Source organism: Actinobaculum sp. 313 (assembly GCF_003073475.1).
Lineage (GTDB): Bacteria > Actinomycetota > Actinomycetes > Actinomycetales > Actinomycetaceae > Asp313.
The window spans coordinates 124,801-142,455 of record NZ_CP029033.1; the positions used below are offsets into that span (position 1 = coordinate 124,801).

Sequence of the window (17,655 nt, forward strand, 5' to 3'; positions counted from 1 at the left end):
GCGTGCCATTCGCCGACACGTGCGTGTGTCATTCGCCGGTCCGCGCCCTGCGGGGCCACTCGCGCAGTTGGCTGATCGGGTTCCCGGCGCATTTGCCAACGCGTTTGCGGCAGCCGCGCTCGGCTAGCTCACAACCGTCCGGGGATGCTCGCCAGGGTGCGTGCTCCGGGTCGAGATCTTGGCCCGTAGGATAGACGTATGACGGATCCTGATACACGCGTCGGCATTGACCTGCGTACTCGTCTTGATGCAGCGCCGCAGATTCTCGTGGTGTGCACCGGGAACATTTGCCGGTCACCAATGGGTGAGGTAGTGCTCGGTGAGCGTTTGCGCGAGGCTGGGCTTGACTATACGGTATCGAGCAGCGGCGTCTCGGATGAAGAGCATGGCAACCCGATTTATCCTCCGGCTGCTCAGGTGCTGCGTGCGTCCGGCTACCCGGTGCCGCACCGCCGCGCACATCGCGCCACAACCACCGAGTTGCGAGGCTCGGGGCTGATCCTAGCGATGACCGTGGGCCATGCGCGCTCTTTGCGGCGCATGTGTGAGAGTGTTGGCATTGAACTGGAACGCCTTCACCTGTGGCGGGAATTCGATGGCAGCGGTTTGCAGGTTGCGCCACGTGGGTGCTTCGGACCGGGTGGTGCGCTGGAGGAGCGAGTATCCGGCCAGCCGGGGGATCGGGGCCGGTCAGCGCGCAGCGGCGCCTCTCGCGGTGCAGCAGGATCCAGGGGCTACTCGGATTTCTATTCCTCGGATGGTCGATGGGATGTGCCTGATCCATGGTTCAGTGGGGACTTCGATGCCACGCTCGCGGTGGTGGAAAAGGGAGCTGCGGGGATCGTCGCAGCATTGCTTGGCAAGTAGGAGCGGCGTGCCGGTGCGGGGAGGCTGCATCCGTCAAGGGCCTGGCTATTGGTGGCGCCACCGCAATGCGAAACGCGGATCATACGTGCGTGAACAACGGGCACATGACTGCGGGCGGGAGGGACGGCGGTAACGGTGTACAACGTGCCCATGGGGCAGGTGCCGATCCACGGCGCGGGAACTTCGGGGCCTCGTGCAAGGTGGCGGTGGGCGAAGCCCCGAGCTGCTCGGCCTCTGCCTTCCACACACGATCATGCCCGTGCCCGTACCCCACACGTGCGTGTGCGATTTCATGCAAGATCACCTGTCGGGCGAGGTCTTCGTCATACAGTGCGAGCAGGGGAGCAGACAGGCTGATGAAGCGGTCCGTGAAGTTCGTCTGCCCGGCGCGGCGGCGGGCTCGATCAAAGCGCAAATCCCAGCCTTGTAGGCCATGCATGTCCATAAGGTGACGTGCCATACTGCGTGCCTCGTGTAGGTCCACGTTTTTGAGTGTACTCGCCGCGCAGGACGCGGAACCGAGTACGGTATCAACATGGGGGAAACCGGGGGAGCGAGTGTGCGGCACAAGCGCGGCTATTCTCGTATCCCAACGGGAGCCTATATTCCGGCCGGTAGTCGGCAGGGCTTGGAACCTGTGTGGTACTCATCGCTAGAAAGCATCCACGGCGAGGCGCCGCAGGAGGCGTCACGCCCGGTCGATGTACTGATCATCGGTGCTGGACAGAATGGTCTGGCGATGGGATATGAATTACTGCGGCAGGGCCTGCACGGTTATATGGACAAACTTGGGGCAGGCGCGAACCTGGTGAGCGTGCAGAGTGACCGCGCAGGACACGACCGGGCGGGAAGTGACCGGGCAGGAGAAGACCGGGTACGAGCTGACCAGGCAGGAAGCGACCGCGCAGGACACGACCAGGCGGGAGATCACCAGGCAGGACACTACCAGGTGGGAGATCACCACACAGGACACGACCAGACAGGAAGTGACCGGGCAGGAGAAGACCGGGGTACGAGTGAACGGGTGGAGCTCGACCGAACCCTAAGTGGCCAGTCCGCCCCAGCGCGGGCAGCCTTAACGGCGAGCGCTGACCTCCCCAACACGGGCGCTTCAACCGCCGTGCCGACCAGTTCGCAATCCTTTCTACTGCTCGATGCCGAAGTGCGTCCGGGAGGGGCGTGGCAACACTATTGGCCGAGCTTGCGCGTGGCCGATGTGGAGCGCTTACCTACACTCCCCAGAATCCGGATGGGCAACATCGACCCGTGGGAAGAAGCGGCCGACGTCGTGCCATCGTACTTCGCCGATTTCGAAGACTATTTCGACCTGCCCGTTCTGCGCCCGGTGATGGTCCGATCAGTCAGCGAGGATCCGACGCCTGGGTTGCGTCTACTTCGGGTAGCTACCTCGATAGGTCTGTTCCATGCTCGCGTCGTCGTCTCCTGTACAGGAACCTGGACGCGTCCCTTTGTGCCGAATTATCCAGGAATGGCAGACTTTCGTGGCCAGCAGTATCACACGCAGGATTACCCCGGGCCGCGGTACTTCGAGAAGCAGCGCGTCGTCGTCGTTGGTTCCGGTCTGAGCGCGCAGCTCCACCTGGCAGATCTGGATCGCGTCGCCAAAAAGCTGTACTGGGTGGCGCGGACTCCTCCCGTGAGCAGTGCCGAAGACGGGACGGATTCCCTCCCCCGTGCAACCTCGCGGAATAGTCCCGTGAGTCGAAAGCGCCGTCGACCGATGTTCAGCCGTGTAGAGCCATACGGGGTGCGATGGGATGACGGTTCTTATCTTGAGGCGGACGCCATCATTTGGGCGACGGGATTCCGGCGGGAGCTTCGGCATCTTGCGCCGCTTGGCCTGCGCAGTCGTGGGGCGGTATTGTGTTGGAAGGTAGCCGAGTGCTGTCCGATCCACGCGTCCATATACTTGGCAATGCGCCGCACAGATTCAGTGGTCCGGGGCGCGACGGCGTGGAGGCACGGCGTGCGGCCCGAGAAATTGTCGCATTCCTCAGGAGTGAAGTACACGCGTGAGTACGAACCTTGTTCAAGAAATATCTAGCGCCGGCTCGGTGCCGGCCAATCGCCCCATCGACCATTTGCGGCGCATTGGAACCGGATTATTCGCCGGAAGCTGTGCGGGCACGGTTATTGCGGTACTGTCATTCGGCCCCAATCTGCACGGTCCGCGTTTCTGGCTCATCCTGTTGCTGCTGTTAGTCATGGCGGCACTGTTCCTCTCCCCGTGGCTTCTGCAGCCGAAATCACCTGCGCATCCCATACCGGTGGTAGCGCGGACACTTGGCACCGATGAAGACGTGCTCACACGTGTGGTGCGCCGCGGTCGGAACTCGGGACTGTTGGTACCGGTCGTGGTTCGTCCCGTCGTCGGCGGTGCCGTATTTCGATCCGTCATCATGCTTCGCGACATCGACGTGAAGAATCCGGTTGAGCCACCTGCGGGTACGTTGATGGCGTTGCAGCAAAACGAAGCTGGGTTAGGGGAGCTGTCGAATATCGACACCGTCACCAAGGAACAGGAAGAGCTTTTGGCTCGTCTGCGCAAGCATCCACGTGAATTGCCGAACAAGGGCGTGATTCTGCCCATGCGACGCGGACCCTTGGACGCCACTCCGGCGTGGGCGGGCGTGCAAATGGTCATGTCGGGCGTGGTTGGATTCGCACTCTCGGCCGTTGTGGTCATGACAATCGGATGATGCCGGGCGCGTGGCGGCTGTGGCGGCGTGAACCCGTTCGGGGAAGCTGGACTCGTGCGTGGGACGCCACTGGGGTGTGGGGTTATCATGCGATACCGTAAGACTAAGACTCAGCTTAGGCTGCATGGTTCCGTATAGCTTTGGTTGTTAGGCTCTACGGTGACTGGTGGCCTGCGCTGACACTTTGACGAGCTTTCCTTTCCGCCGGAAAGCTCTCACCAACATAAGCGGCGGTGGGAATCGCACGAAAGGTGTGCAGATGAGTCAGATGAATGGTGGTCCGCAGTTCAATCCGCAGGGCCAACAACCAGCAGGTTATGGGCAAGCACCCAGATACGGACAGCCGGGTCAGCAGCCCGCGTACGGCCAAGGTGCGCCCGGTTACGGGCAGCCCACGGGAGCGTATGGACAGCAGCAAGCAGGTTACGGACAGTATCCTGCTGCGGGCGGGTATCGGGGACCGCAGCCGGGTTCGTATCCGCAGCCTGGGCAATATCCTCCCGCAGGTGGGTATCCTCCGGGTCAGTTTCCACCGTCTCAGCCGCCATCGGGGCGGCGTTTCCCGGTGTGGGGGTGGATTGTTGCGGCGGTAGCTGTTGTTGGTGTGGTCGTGGGGATTCTGTTTGCCACCGGTGTTTTCGGCGGCAATGAGGAAGCCGCTCCGACGTCGTCGCCAACATCAACACCGACACCCACCCCGGTACCCTCTACCAGTTCGACGACGCCCTCGCCCACTCCAACGCCGACGCCGACCACGACCACAACGCCGGATTCGACCGAGACCGCGGAGAACCTGTGGACGATCGAGCGTGTCGACGACCATACAGCGCGTTCTAATTCCACCACTGTGCAGATTCTGGAATACAACGACAATGCGAATGACATAGTCACGCGGCAGGTTAGTACGACTCCGGGAGACACGGCCAAGCCGGAAGCGGGTAACCGCTTCGTTGGTGTCAAGGTGAAGGTGACAAATGGCGGAACGGGTGTCATTTTCCCCTTGATTGAGTGCGCCAACCTCTTATTGTTCGAGAACGATGTGCCTTATCTGTGGATCGTTGCCGAGGGCGACGATCTGTTATTTGATGTCGATTATGTGGACAGTGGGGCGGAAGTCGAGGGATGGATCTACTACGAAGTGCCGGAGAGTTTCTCATTCCACGGGCTTGGCGTTGCCGATTTTGACGACGACGACTGGAACTACGTCGAGATCAATCCGTAGTGTTGCAACACCTCGTGGCACAGAACGCCGTGGCTCCGGCCGCGGAGCCACCGTGGCCGCGTGTGCTGTTTGATAGGCACATCCACCGGACGACTTCGGTACCCTCAGCGTCCGCCTATTCGAAGCGGTAGGGTCCGGCGGCTATTCGAACCGCCGGACCCTGCGGTACTGCATGGGCCGTTTCAGCGCGCCTTCCAGGAACGGATACCGGTTTCCGTTGCCGCGATAATGCCGAAGAGCACGCCGGCGATAGGCCAGATCATCCAGGTGAGGTCCCAGCGTTGGGTGATGAAGGATCCACCCAGATAGATTCCTAAGCAGAGCAGCCAATACGGTCCGGCCAGAGCATCGCTGAAGCGTAGTTCTTTTGGATTGGGTGGCGTAGCCGCAGCTGTCTGACCTTGATGCGTCACAGTGTCATGAGTAGCGGCGGCCCAATTGGTGGGCAAAAAGATGCGCAGTCCGGTAGCAACCATAAGGAGTGCGACGGCAAAAGCGAGAAGCATATACTCGCGGTTGCCATCGTTATCGGAAAGGAACGCGGCAGCCAGTACCGGTATTGCAGCGAGAATCCAGAGAGTGACGGCAACGGCAAGAGCCCGGGACCGTTTGCCCTCGTTTTCTATGCGCAACCGTGCTGCCCAAGCCGTGACGATAGGGTCACGGGTGAACGTGCCGTCAACGAGGTGCTCAAGGCCTACGAACGCCTGCTGGCGCCGAATGAAGAGTCCGACGGCGACGGCGACGAGGACAAGCGCGCACGGTAACCCCAGTGCGGCTGCCTGGTTGTCATTCAATGGGAGAACGCCAATGCCGTTGTCACCCTTCGCCAGACCGAGGAAGGTGAGGAAGACGGCCCCTGCGAGCACACACAGGGCCACTCCGTTTGCAAGAAGAGTGCTGGTAGAGCGGCGTGCCTCGGCCAGCGCCTGCGCGTCGGGCAGCGTGATGACGGTGTGGTGTGGTTCTTCGTAGGTGGAATCGTGCCCCCGCAGTGCGGCAGCCGTTGTTCCGGCGACGCCGTCGTGCGCTGCAGAGTTCGTCACCTCGTCGTCGTCCAACTTGGCGGTGGTGCGGATATCCGGGAGGATGCCTAGCACTGGCGCGAGTTCTTCGAGATTCCCGAAGTCTGTGATAACGGAGCCAACCGCTTCATTATGGGACTTGCCGGAAGCCATCGCATCCGCGTAGGCATCTTCCATCATGGCACGGAGTTCACGCTTTGCTTCCAAGAGGCGCGGTGTCTCGGGATAGGGGGCAAACATGGCGTCGAGGAAGGTGGAGATGGTGTCCATCAGGAAGCTCCTTGGTCTGGTTGAGTCGAGTGATATTCACGGGTGCGCGGGGAGTTATTGAATGGCTCCTTGTTGCCGACAAAGCGGTCGATGAGATTCTTTGTGTCCTCCCATTCCGCGAGTTTGGCCGTGAGGTGGTTGGAGCTGCTGGCAGTGAGCCGGTAGTACGTACGGGCCTTGCCGGAATCACTGGTATCGGAGTAGGAGGCCACTAAGCCGGTGGTCTCCAGGCGCTTGAGTGCGGAGTAGAGAGTTGTCTGCTTGATCGTGTATTGCCCATCGGCAACCGTGGTGATGGTTTTCGCCAGCTCGTACGCGTAAGAGGGTTGCTGCCTTAGAAGAGTTAGCACGATGAGGTCGATGTAACCGCGGATGGCATCAGCGCTAATCACGATTGCCTTCTCGCTTCAAAGTCTATGGAGGACAGGTTCACCGCTTGCTTCATACGTCGAACGTACTACGTCTGACGTAGTACGTCAAGCAAGGTATTTCGCTGCTGGCTCTGCACTGCTGGCTCTGCGTTGCTGGCCCTGCCCGGATCAACGGATGAGTAAAACGTGATCTGCGTGGCATTCGGGCGGCGATATGAAGTGAGGGGAAAGGTTGATATGCCTGGATATGAATGGTTTTTGCCGGAGTGACCGCATGATCTGAGGCGGCGCGCGGCTCCCACCTGCGGTTATGCACAGGTGGATGCGTTCAGACTAACGCCACTGAAGATGAGGTGCAGTCTCCAGCCGTGAGACCAGTTATGGGCGGTGGTGAACTGGTGTTGCTTTTTTGTGTGAGAATGACGGGGAACGTTGAAGGAACATGCGTGCGACCAGAGAGGCTGAATGATGAGCGAGTCTAATACTGGACAGCCACCGCAGTATGACCCGGCTGCACAGCAGGGGCCGGGAGCGCATGAACAATGGAATGCGCAAGCGCCGTATGCACAGCAGGCCTATGCACAGCAACCACAACCGGGACAGCAGACACCGTACGGACAACAGACTGGGCAGGGATACGGTCCCGCTGGTCAGGGATCCCCGTTGGCTCAGGGTGGTCCCCAACCCGGTGCGCCGCGACTGTCCGAAGAGCAAATGTACGGGCAGGTCGGCGCGCCCGGCAATCTGCCATACGGCGCCGGGCAGTATGGCTCCTCGGCCCAGTATCCAGGCGGACAATACGCCGTTTCCGGCGGGTATGCGGGTGGCCAGGTGCCACCGGGCCGCTATCCTCCACAGAAGTCGAGCTTCCCTGCATGGGGTTGGGTTCTCGTGGGGGTCGCCGTCGTCGGCATCATTGTTGGAGTTCTATTCGGACTTGGCGTGTTCAAGGGTGGCGAACAAGCCGATCCGACGCCGTCGGCAACGACCAGCTCACCGACGCCCGAACCGACCTCCACGCCGCCGGGTGTGGAACGCATCAATGGCACCACTGTGCGGGTTGATTCGCTGACCTTTGAAGCACTCGAGTACAACGATGATGCCACGGATATCATCACCCATGATGAGCTGAATCTTTACGACGAGCTGGATGAGGAGTGGAAGGTTGTCGGCGTGAAGTTCAAGGTCACCAACGTTGGATCGCAGTCACTTCATCCATACAGTGGTTTTGGCGGGCCAATGCTTTGCACGAGCAATACCCGTTACCTCCTGCTGCGCTACTTCGGTGTAGGGACAATAGCGTACGTGGATACACTCGACGTCGGGGAAGAAGTAGAGGGATGGCTCTATTTCAGCGTTCCGCAGGATTTCTCACCCGAGTCTGCGGAATTAGATTTCTGGTCGGTCGAGGGGCAACAGGAGGTGTACCTTCCGGTGCCGAACTAGCTGTAGATGTTTTGCGGTGGCGGAAGCCGTGCGCATTGACATTGCTGTAGGGCCGCTTACTGTGACCGTCGCACGGAACCGCTTGGTGGATGCCGCGAAGGGGTATCTAGGCAAGTTTGGTACCGCATAGGGAAGATCATGAGTCAATCGAACGGTGGCTTCAACGGACCTTCGGAGCCGAATATTCCGATGACTACCGGTGCGGATGGTCAATACGATTCATCCGCTGGATATGCCGTAGGCCAGCGTCCGGCGTTCGGCAGATACCCGGGTTCGGCCGCGGGATACTCTGGGTCGGTTGGAGGGTACCCGGAGTCGAGCACGGGCTATCTGGATCCCCAGGTGCTGCCGGGTTGGCAAGCGGACTACTATGTGCCTGCAAATGAACCGCGCGGTTCTCGGATGTGGGGCTGGATTATTGCAGCGGCCGCAGTGATTGGCCTTGTTATCGGAATTCTGTTCGGTGCCGACGTTCTTGGCAATGGCGGGCAGCCGGATCCATCCCCGAATACGCGCGCAATGCCGCCATCGCTCCCGGTGACCTCAGCGACGGTCACGCCTGAGTCGCTTCACTCCACCACCGCTACCGATCCTGCGATCACCACGCCCACCAGTTCCCCAGAACCAAGTGCGTCGGTGTCGTCCACGGAGCGACTGGGGGAGCGCAAGGCGCGGGTTGACGCTGTCACTATTGAGGCCTTGGAGTATGAGTCGAACGCAGATGACATGATTGCGGGGAATCCGGCAAAAGCTCATGACGAGGCAGAAAACGAGCAGAAGGTCGTCGGCGTCAAACTCAAGATAACGAACACGGGAACAGCATCCGTCGACCCCTATGACGACATCGGTGGTCCGGACCTCTACGCCGCAGATGGTCTGAGTTATGCCCGCTTTGGTTATGAGGGGGACGGCTCCATCGCAGACATCGGACAGTTGGCAGCGGGCGACGTGGTGGAGGCGTGGGTCTACTTCGCTGTTCCACAGGATTTCTCTCCCGGCGGGGCAGAACTGGAGATGTGGTCGCGCGCGGATGTGGAAACGGTCAGGATTACCCTTCCGGACTAGTGGCGAAACAGTTTTTCATCCGGCTAAAGTTAAGGCAAGGCCGACATTCGGTTTCAGACAGCGTAAGCGTGAGAGGTTGGAGTGGCGATGAGTCAGTCTAGTGGTGGGTTCGGTGGGCCGGAGTCGCAGCGGTTTGCCCCGCCGAGTCAGCGGGCCACAGGCCCGCAGGGCACACCGCAGCAGCCAGCGGTGCCGGGGCAGCCGGGGCAGTGGGTTCCGCAGGGTTCGCAGCCGCAGGCTCAGCGTTCGCAGTACGGGCAGGCCGCTGCTCCGGGGCAATATGGGGCTTCGTATCCGAGCGGCCAGCCGGGGTCGTATGGTCAGTCTGGTTCGTATGGTGCTGGTGGCGGTGCGGGTTCGTATCCGGGTGCGACTGGCGGTCAGGCGCCGTCGTCCGGTCAGTTCGCGGGTTATGGTTCGTATGGTGCTGGTGCCTATCCGGGTGGTCCGGTGGGGCCGGGGCAGCCGCTTGTGGGTGGTGTGTTTGGTTCTGGTCCTTCGGGTCGGCGTGGGTTCCCGGTGTGGGGCTGGGTTTTGGTGGCGGTCGCTGCTGTTGGTGTTGTTGTGGGGATTCTGTTTGCCACTGGTGTGTTCGGTGGCGGGGATAAGGAAGCTGACCCGACACGGACGCCGAGCGCCGTGGCGGAATCATCGCCGAGCAGTCTTTCGACGACGCCGTCGGAAGATACGACAACACCAACGCCGACCTCAACAACTCCTGTGGCTGAAAAGATTGATGAGTATACCGCGCGGGTGAACTCATTGAACCTCGAAGCTGTTGAGTATAACCCGGATGCAACGGAGCAAGTCTTGAAGGACCCAAGTAAGGTGCTTGACAGCCCGACGGAAGGTCAAAAGATTGTCGGTGTGAAATTCAAGATAAAGAACATTGGATCTGAACCGATGGATCCATTCAGTGATCTCGGAGGCCCCTATTTCTATACCGCTGATGGAGAACTCTATCCGTGGTTTGGATATTGGGGTGACGGTGCGCTGATCCTTGTAGGAGAACTTAGTCAAGGTGAAGAAGCGGAAGCTTGGGTGTACTTCGACGTTCCACAGGACTTCAGCCCTGAATCGGCAGAGCTGCAGCTGTGGGCGCACGGGGATTCGGAACGCGTGAGAATTGCCGTTCCATGACGGTGGTGCAGCGCCCTTGCAGTGTTACGAGTGCTCCACGAGCCAAGGCAGGTGAAACTGGCTCTTGCACGTAAGAGAAATCGTGCTTCGCCAGAGTTCACTGCCGCTTTCTGGAGTCACCGAATCCGAAGTGGATGATCTCCATCCAAGCGATGAAACAACGTGGTGAGGGCAATCTTGGAGGGGCGATTACACCGGCTCGGGAGGGGGATAGAGCCCGTGATGAACAGGCGATTCGGTCCAGCAGGTGTGGGCGTGCGAGCGGAAAAGGAGCGCGGCGGTGACGAGTGACAATTCGGACTCGACCTTCGCGCCGCGCGGCGCATCGGATTCGTATGCACCACCGTCTGCCGAGGATGTTCTGTCAGCGACGTATCCGCAATGGTTATGGGGACGAGCTCGGACCGGCCCTCAAGAAGTGGACGGCAAAGAAGACCTCGCATCAATAGGGGATCAACCACCCGCTGCGCGACAGCCAGTCGACGCTCCTCAGGCGCATTCCGCATCAATCGACGGCATGGCGCCGTCGTCGGCTGCGGCACCAGATGGAGAGAAAGCCGCCGGGGCGGACGAGACGACGTCGTCGCAAACAATTGATCCGTTGACACAACTGGCCCCGGGCACTCACCCCCGCGACCTGAAGGTGCTTATTGCGGCGGTGATCGTTTTGTGCATCGTATTGGTGATGCTTGCTGTGGATCGCAACAAGGAAACTGACAGCGGCTCGGCGGCGTCGCCGCTTCCTTCCCCTACGGTATCCGTGCCCACTACCGCAATACCTGCGCGGGCCACACCGCCGATTTCAACGGTCGGGTAAGTTGTGATACCGGCTCCAGCCGCATGACGCAGCCAAGAATCCACAGCGGCCAACACCAAGGGCCGGCACCGAGCGAGCGGCTGCTACGGCGCGGAAGAAACAGAGCAATGGCTAGGCGCGCAGTAGTTTCTCGATTCGTTTGGCTGAGACTTTGCCCTGGGTGCCCAGTTCCTGCGCAAAAAGCGAGACGCGGAACTCCTCGAGCATCCAGCGAAGTTGCTCCCTTGTGCGGCGGTCGAGCTGCGCCGATTCCACCTTTTCGGTGACATCCTGAATCTGCCAGGCAAGGGAGTCATCACGAGAGGGATTAGTGGTGGCCTTCTGGATGCGTGCATAGGCGGCTTTGAGATAGCGGACCAGGTGGGGAAGCTGTTCCTGCGGTGTCGCACTGACGAACCCTGCCGGAACGAGGTTGCTCAACTGTGTGCGAATATCGGCCAGAGTTGCTAACAATAGCGGGGAGCGGCTCTCTTTGATCCAACGCGCCACCGGTTCGTACTGTGCGCAGATCTCTGCCACCGTCAGTGCTAGCCGGTGTACCTCATCCTCGTGGCGATCACGCGCCCAGCTACATAGCGACTCCCACTGGGCACGCTGCCGCAGTTCGCCCGGCTCGACGTCGTTCTCATCGCACCACTGATCGAGGAGATTACGTGCGGATGCCAGTTGGAGATCCGTGACCAGCGCTGAGGTCGTCGGATAGGGGCTTGAGGCCAGCGCCAGCGACTGTGTGCTGTTCCAGCGTGACGTGATACGTGCTTCTGGCAGCTCCAACTTTCGGGCGAGCAAGTGGTAGACCCCGCGTCTGTGTTCGTAGGCTTGGTCGGCAGGATCCGCAAGAACATCGAGGCTGAGTTTCTGGCCGCGTGCAACGAGCGCGGGGTATCCACGCACCGTCATGCCTCCCGGTCCGGCAGATTCCATCGAAGCGGGGATCTGCTCCTCGGGCCAATCGTTGACCTCATCCCATTCGGCTTTGCCTGCGGGCGCCGGCAGACCCCTTTTCGCCTCGTCGAGGGCCTGAGCGACGGCGCCTTTGACTACGGATTCGACGGCCGAATGGGTTTGCGGTGCGAGGGACCGTTGCAGATACTCCAGGCTCGTGCTTTCGTCGAGAACGGCTCCCCGCTCGGAACGGACTCGGAAAAGAACCTGCAGATGGGAGGGAAGTTCGGTCTCCTGCCAGTCTGCTGCGCTGATTTCCACCCCGCGCAGGCGATGTACGGCGGATGTGAAGGCCTGCCGGTAGGGAAGGCTGGTGTCCAACAGGCGCAGCACTTCGCGGGCCACGTCCGGTGCTGGTACCAATTGGCGCCGCACCCGCTTGGGTAGGGCCCTAATCGTTCCTCTGACGAGCTCCTCTCGCATTCCCGGTACGAGCCAGTCGAACCCCTCGGGGGAGACCTGCGGAAGCAGCGTAACAGGAATGGTAACCGTCATGCCGTCATTAAAGGCTCCCGGGTTGTAGGAGTAACTGATGGGGAAGGTCAGATCGCCCTGTACCCATGCGGTGGGATAGTCGGAATCGCTGGCATCGGTATCTCCCACCAGTAGTTCACTGGTGAAGTCGAGCAAATGTGGGTCGTCCTGCCGAGCCTTCTTCCACCAGGAGTCGAAATGCCGCCCGGAGACGACTTCGGGGGGAATGCGTTCGTCGTAGAAGGAGGAGAGGGTATCCTCATCGGCCACAATGCCCCGGTGGCGCACCTTCTCTTCAATTTCCGCGGCTTCGCGTAGGGCATCGGCGTTGCGTTGCAGGAACTTGTGGTGCGTTCGCCACTCTCCCGCGACCAGGCCGTGATGGATGAACATCTCGCGGGCCTGTTCACGTGCCGATTCCGTACCCAGGGAGGCCAGCAACACGGGGCGGTCGGCAACCAGCGTCATGCCATAAAGCGTGACCTTTTCCTTGCACATGGCGGCACCGTTGCGTGCCGACCAGAATGGCTCGGAGTAGGACCGCTTTGTCAGATGTTTGGCCAGGGGCTCAATCCAGTGTGGCTCGATCGCGGCAACGGTTCGCGCGAAAAGGCGTGAGGTCTCCACGAGCTCGGCGGCCATCACCCACTCCGGTGTGCGGCGATGTAAGCCGGATCCCGGCCAGATCACGAAATGGGTGCCGCGAGCTCCCGCGTAGTCTTTAGTTCGCTGGTCATAGCATCCGAGGTTTGACAGCAGTCCCACCAGTAGTGAGCGGTGGATTGCAGCGGCTTCCGGGGTGTCGGTAGAACGGCCCAGATCACGGCAGGCTGTTGCGACGGCGGCGGAGGTGGGGGTGCCGTCGGCAGCGGGTCCGGATGCGGCGTCGCGTGCCGCCCGGATTTGTGCCCGTGTAGGAAGCGCGAGCTTGTGCAGGGTGAGGCCGAGGGGGCGCGCCATCTGTTGCAATTGCGCGACGACGTCGGCCCACTCCCGGTAGCGCAGATAGTTCAGGAACTCGGCGCGGCACATACGCCGGAAGGCGGAACCGGAAAGCTCGCGTTGCTGCGTGTGCAGGTACCGCCAGAGCGTGAGGTAAGCGAGAAAATCAGAGGAACGGGCGGTGAAGCGCGCATGGAATTGGTCGGCCTGCGGGCGTTTCTCTGCCGGTCGCTCACGCACGTCCTGCACGGATAGTGCAGCAACAAGGATCAGTACTTCGCTGGCACAGCCGTTACGCTCTGCTTCCAGCAGCATGCGCCCGAGGCGTGGGTCAATCGGCAGTCGTGCCAACTGTCGGCCGATACGAGTCAGCCGCATTCCGCCGCGCGTGTCCAGGGCACCGATTTCCTCCAGCAGTTGGGTGCCGGCGCGTACTGCACGCGCCTCCGGCGGGTCGATGAAGGGGAATCCGCTGATATCGCCGAGTCCAAGTGAAACCATTTGGAGAATTACCGAGGCGAGCGAGGTGCGCTGGATTTCCGGTTGGGTGAATTCATCCCGGCCGGCGAAATCCTCCTGGGAGTACAGACGGATGCAGATTCCGTCCGCCACACGCCCACAGCGTCCGGCTCGCTGGTTGGCACTCGCCTGTGAAACGGCTTCAATGGGCAGGCGTTGCACTTTTGTTTTGTTGGAGTAGCGCGAGATACGGGCCGTCCCCGGGTCGACGACGTAGCGGATACCGGGCACGGTTAACGAGGTCTCGGCAATATTGGTCGCCAAGACAATGCGGCGGTGCCGATGCGGTGCGAAAATGCGGTGTTGCTCTGCAGCGGAGAGACGCGCGAAAAGCGGAAGCACCTCGACGGCCTGGGGAACGTTTGAGGTTCCGCCGGGAGCGACGTAGCGTTCTCGTAACTCGTCCGCCAGTGCGGCGTGCGTATCACGGATCTCGCCCTCTCCGGAAAGGAAAACGAGGATATCGCCGGGTCCCTCGGCCATGAGCTCATCGCAGGCCTCAACGATGCCGGTAACCTGATCGACGGCGTCGCTGCGCCCCGGGGTCTCCGGCTTTGCGTGGGCGGCGGATGGGATGACTGTGCTCGACCGGGCGAATGGCTTGGCCTGACCAGCTGGCGCGGATGGCGCGAAGGGCGAGTCGTGTGTTGCCAGCTGAGACGGGGCCAACCTATCCGCGGCGTGAGTCTCCTCGTATTCGTACGGTCCGCCATCTTGACCGGTAAGAGGGCGGTAGCGTATCTCCACGGGATATGTACGACCGGATACTTCTATGACCGGCGCGGTATCTCCCGGTTTTCCTCCGTAGCGATGTGCTCCGAAATGGGCGGCGAATCGCTCGGTATCAATGGTGGCGGAGGTGATAATCACCTTCAGGTCCGGGCGTCGTGGCAACAGTTGCGCGAGGTATCCGAGAATGAAGTCGATATTGAGGGAGCGCTCGTGGGCTTCGTCGATAATCAGGGTGTCGTAACGCCGCAGTTCCGGATCTGATTGGATCTCCGCCAGCAGAATGCCATCGGTCATCAGTTTGACGAGCGTGGTGGGGGAGACTTCCTCCGTGAACCGTACCTGGTAGCCGATGGGGCCGCCCAGAGGCACATCCAACTCCTCGCAGATGCGCTCCGCTACGGAACGGGCGGCGATTCGGCGCGGCTGCGTATGCCCGATCAGCCCGGTGATGCCGCGGCCCAGCTCAAGGCAGATTTTGGGCAATTGGGTAGTTTTTCCGGAGCCGGTTTCGCCGGCGACGACGACTACCTGGTGATCGCGGATGGCTGCGGCGATCTCCTCCCGGCGTGCCGAAACTGGAAGGTCGGGGTAGCTAATGGCGGGCCGTGCCGCTTGGCGGGCCGTGAGTTGCTCGGCGGAAAAGGGCTGGAACGGGGGGCGCGGTCCCGATGCCCGGCGTGTGTGCGACTGGCTGCCGCGTTTGCGGCGGGAGGAGTGCTTGTTGCCCCTACGGGTATGCGTGCCATCGTGGCCCGAGGTGCCGCCCTTCTCGGTGCGAGTTTCCTCTTGGCGCGGCGATTGTTGCGGTATGCCGTTGCGACCCACCGGGCGTGCGGCGCGATCCTGCGGAGAATCGCGACGGATACCGCGGTCGGCGTTTTTTCCGGGATGCTGATCTGCCATGACCGTGTTATTCTCCCACGTTACGCCTGTTGTTTGTAGCGGGCGACGTTGGGGCAGTCGGCAGTTATTTCGTGAGCGGTTCATCTTCCACTCAGCGCGCCGGGCTGCTGCAGTTGTGCCAGACTTATGCCTATGGCTGCACGATCCTTACGAATCGCGTTGGTGTCATACCACACCTCGCCGTTCGAGCCGCTTGGTACTGGTGAGGCGGGTGGGATGAATGTTGTTATCGCGCACCATGCCCAGGAGTTGGCGGCACGTGGCCACGAGGTGGAGATTCTGACCCGGCGCGCCGATACGTCATCGCCCGAGGTTGAATACATCGCGCCGCGGTTGCGCCTGCACTACCTACCGGCGGGCGAGCCGCGGCGCTACCCGAAGGGCGAGTTGGATGCCTTCGTTCAGGAGTTCAGCCGAGCCATGCGGGTGTTGGCGCGCCTGGATGGCGTGGCACCTCGCTGCCGATGGGACCTTATTCATGCACACCATTGGATGAGTGCGCTTGCGGCCGAAGAGACCGTTCTGGCCGCGAACGTTCCGCTTGTGTTCTCCTACCACTCCATTGCGGCCCCCGTAGGCGCAACGCTGGCCGACGGCGAGCCTGCGGAGAGTCCGGCACGTATTGCAGGCGAGGAGCGAGCTGCACAGCTGGCGCACAGGGTGATCGCGGTATCTCAGTACGAGGCTACTGCCGTCGCGGAACGGTACGCAGCATGCAACACCCAGATGACGGTGCTATTGCCGGGGTGGACTGCGACCTGTTCCACCCGCTGGTTGAGGATCCCCCTGGTGTACTTGGGGCGCTGCCCGTCGATGAGCTGTTACCTACGGGTCCCTACCTGGCGGTGGCCGCCAGGCTTCAACCACTCAAGGGTGTCGATCTTGCCATTGAAGCACTGGCACAGGTGGAGTTGGCACATCGCCCGACCCTGGTGATCTCAGGGACGGCCGCGGAAGACCATTCCGGATACGAAAGTGAACTGCGGGAATGTGTTGCCCTGCTGGGTGTGCAGGACAATGTGCGTTTCATAGGCGCGTGTGCCCGAGGATGCCTGGCGCGCACGCTGCGCCGAAGCTTGGCCGTTCTCGTGCCATCCCACACGGAGACATTTGGTCTCATTGCACTGGAGGCTGCTGCATCGGGTGTACCTGTCATTGCCTCCGACGTGAGTGGGCTGCGGGAAGCTGTTCTGGATGGAGAGACCGGGCTGTTGATAGCGGGTCGCGATCCGGCTTCCTGGGCGGCGGTGATCGAGTCGCTCGTGACCGATCCGGAGTATGCCGCTCGACTCGGGCAGGCAGGGCGCCGACGTGCGCTGACACTGTCCTGGCAGCGAGCGGTCGACGGGCTTGAGAAGGAGTATGACGAGGTTGTTGAGGAGTTCTATGCCTGAGATTCGCCGGGCCGTCGTCGTACATGCGCATCCGGACGATGAGACTTTATCCAGCGGTGCCCTGCTCGCGGCGTGGGCACGTTCCGGTGTGCAGGTCACAGTCGTCACCTGCACACGAGGAGAGCGCGGCGAGGTGGTTCCCGGAACGGCCCATGCCAGTGAGCTTTCCGCCCAGCGGATAGGGGAGATACGCGCGGCGCTCGCGGTACTATCCGGCGACGGCGTTCCGATTGCGCACGTATTTCTCGGTTCTCCCCCTGCCCGTATGCAGGGGCAGAGGCCGCGCCACTACAAGGATTCTGGCATGCGCTGGGTGAAGCCCGGGGTGGCGGGCCCGGCCGATGAGGCCGACGAGGATTCGTTCACGCGTGCGCCACGAGACGAGGCGACGGCGGATCTGGTGGCCCTGTTAGCGGAGGTGCGGCCGGACGTCGTCGTCGGGTATGACGCCGGAGGAACCTATGGCCATCCAGATCATGTGAGAGCCTACGAAATTACCCGCGATGCCGCACGCATTGCGGGAGTGCAACGGCTGGAGATTGTTTCGGATGTTGCGTCGGTCGATCAGGCGGCGGGCGATATGCGCGTGGACGACGCGCGGCGCCATGCTGGTGCGCCGAGGGAAGGCGATTTCGTAGACTTGCCGGAGTTACTACCGGATGTGACCGCAGCTCTGGAGTGCTACCACACGCAACTGACCGTGCGCGACGGCGTTATTGTGCATGTGGGTGGGCAAGTGCAGGAGATTTCCACACATGTGCGGCTCGTAGCGGCCGAATAGGAGGATGCTGTTGCTGACGTTG

Annotated in this window: 16 protein-coding genes and 1 pseudogene; 12 read left to right on the forward strand and 5 right to left on the reverse strand. The window is 61.4% G+C overall.

The features are described 5' to 3' along the window. The first annotated feature begins 198 nt into the window (after positions 1 to 198). Positions 199 to 867, forward strand: a complete 669-nt coding sequence (locus DDD63_RS00450) for a low molecular weight phosphotyrosine protein phosphatase (RefSeq protein WP_108714718.1) — start codon at positions 199 to 201, stop codon at positions 865 to 867. Between the two features lie 79 nt (positions 868 to 946). Here DDD63_RS00450 and DDD63_RS00455 read toward each other — a convergent pair whose 3' ends face one another. Beyond that, positions 947 to 1,327, reverse strand: a complete 381-nt coding sequence (locus DDD63_RS00455) for a SprT-like domain-containing protein (protein WP_108714719.1) — start codon at positions 1,325 to 1,327, stop codon at positions 947 to 949. A gap of 361 nt (positions 1,328 to 1,688) precedes the next feature. Between DDD63_RS00455 and DDD63_RS12125 the strand changes: the two genes are divergently transcribed. The 3 genes from DDD63_RS12125 to DDD63_RS00465 all read left to right on the forward strand — a co-directional run bounded on the left by DDD63_RS12125 (position 1,689) and on the right by DDD63_RS00465 (position 3,587). Further along, complete coding sequence (locus DDD63_RS12125; protein WP_164505383.1) at positions 1,689 to 1,913, forward strand: hypothetical protein; 225 nt, start codon at positions 1,689 to 1,691, stop codon at positions 1,911 to 1,913. A 203-nt stretch (positions 1,914 to 2,116) separates the two neighbouring features. Continuing rightward, positions 2,117 to 2,932: an NAD(P)-binding domain-containing protein gene (locus DDD63_RS12130; protein ID WP_164505384.1), complete on the forward strand. Its 816-nt coding sequence runs from the start codon at positions 2,117 to 2,119 to the stop codon at positions 2,930 to 2,932. Continuing rightward, on the forward strand, positions 2,901 to 3,587 hold the full coding sequence (locus tag DDD63_RS00465) for a hypothetical protein (protein ID WP_125482371.1): 687 nt from the start codon (positions 2,901 to 2,903) through the stop codon (positions 3,585 to 3,587). The genes DDD63_RS12130 and DDD63_RS00465 overlap by 32 nt, the downstream gene beginning before the upstream one ends. Before the next feature lie 287 nt (positions 3,588 to 3,874). Here the strand turns inward: DDD63_RS00465 and DDD63_RS00470 are convergent, their stop codons facing one another. Next, positions 3,875 to 4,135 (reverse strand): hypothetical protein, encoded by a 261-nt coding sequence (locus tag DDD63_RS00470; RefSeq protein WP_108714722.1) that lies wholly within the window; start codon positions 4,133 to 4,135, stop codon positions 3,875 to 3,877. A gap of 62 nt (positions 4,136 to 4,197) precedes the next feature. Here DDD63_RS00470 and DDD63_RS12135 point away from each other — a divergent pair, with 62 nt between their 5' ends. Next, entirely contained in the window at positions 4,198 to 4,809 is a 612-nt protein-coding gene (locus tag DDD63_RS12135; protein ID WP_164505385.1) for a hypothetical protein, read from the forward strand. A gap of 182 nt (positions 4,810 to 4,991) precedes the next feature. On the opposite strand, the gene DDD63_RS00485 is transcribed toward DDD63_RS12135, so the two are convergent. Both DDD63_RS00485 and DDD63_RS00490 read right to left on the reverse strand, forming a co-directional pair. Next, positions 4,992 to 6,104, reverse strand: a complete 1,113-nt coding sequence (locus tag DDD63_RS00485; RefSeq protein WP_108714724.1) for a permease prefix domain 1-containing protein — start codon at positions 6,102 to 6,104, stop codon at positions 4,992 to 4,994. A gap of 80 nt (positions 6,105 to 6,184) precedes the next feature. Then, positions 6,185 to 6,496: pseudogene (locus DDD63_RS00490) on the reverse strand (PadR family transcriptional regulator); the annotation flags it as partial. Between the two features lie 444 nt (positions 6,497 to 6,940). Here DDD63_RS00490 and DDD63_RS00495 point away from each other — a divergent pair. The 4 genes from DDD63_RS00495 to DDD63_RS00510 all read left to right on the forward strand — a co-directional run bounded on the left by DDD63_RS00495 (position 6,941) and on the right by DDD63_RS00510 (position 10,943). Continuing rightward, entirely contained in the window at positions 6,941 to 7,921 is a 981-nt protein-coding gene (locus DDD63_RS00495; protein WP_108714726.1) for a hypothetical protein, read from the forward strand. A gap of 138 nt (positions 7,922 to 8,059) precedes the next feature. After that, entirely contained in the window at positions 8,060 to 8,986 is a 927-nt protein-coding gene (locus tag DDD63_RS00500) for a DUF4352 domain-containing protein (RefSeq protein WP_108714727.1), read from the forward strand. 87 nt (positions 8,987 to 9,073) lie between these two features. Further along, positions 9,074 to 10,126: a DUF4352 domain-containing protein gene (locus tag DDD63_RS00505; RefSeq protein ID WP_108714728.1), complete on the forward strand. Its 1,053-nt coding sequence runs from the start codon at positions 9,074 to 9,076 to the stop codon at positions 10,124 to 10,126. Positions 10,127 to 10,406: 280 nt separating this feature from the next. Further along, a complete protein-coding gene (locus DDD63_RS00510; RefSeq protein ID WP_108714729.1) occupies positions 10,407 to 10,943 on the forward strand; it encodes a hypothetical protein in 537 nt (178 codons plus the stop codon). Positions 10,944 to 11,054: 111 nt separating this feature from the next. On the opposite strand, the gene DDD63_RS00515 is transcribed toward DDD63_RS00510, so the two are convergent. Continuing rightward, positions 11,055 to 15,458, reverse strand: a complete 4,404-nt coding sequence (locus tag DDD63_RS00515; protein ID WP_240611304.1) for a DUF3418 domain-containing protein — start codon at positions 15,456 to 15,458, stop codon at positions 11,055 to 11,057. A 132-nt stretch (positions 15,459 to 15,590) separates the two neighbouring features. On the opposite strand from DDD63_RS00515, the gene DDD63_RS00520 reads away from it, so the two are divergent. From DDD63_RS00520 to DDD63_RS00530, 3 genes are read left to right on the forward strand one after another with little or no spacing between them, the layout of a single operon-like run. Continuing rightward, a complete protein-coding gene (locus DDD63_RS00520; RefSeq protein ID WP_164505386.1) occupies positions 15,591 to 16,394 on the forward strand; it encodes a glycosyltransferase in 804 nt (267 codons plus the stop codon). Further along, entirely contained in the window at positions 16,304 to 16,852 is a 549-nt protein-coding gene (locus tag DDD63_RS00525; protein ID WP_164505387.1) for a glycosyltransferase, read from the forward strand. The genes DDD63_RS00520 and DDD63_RS00525 overlap by 91 nt, the downstream gene beginning before the upstream one ends. Continuing rightward, positions 16,845 to 17,633 (forward strand): PIG-L family deacetylase, encoded by a 789-nt coding sequence (locus DDD63_RS00530; RefSeq protein ID WP_205647272.1) that lies wholly within the window; start codon positions 16,845 to 16,847, stop codon positions 17,631 to 17,633. The genes DDD63_RS00525 and DDD63_RS00530 overlap by 8 nt, the downstream gene beginning before the upstream one ends. Positions 17,634 to 17,655: the final 22 nt, after the last annotated feature.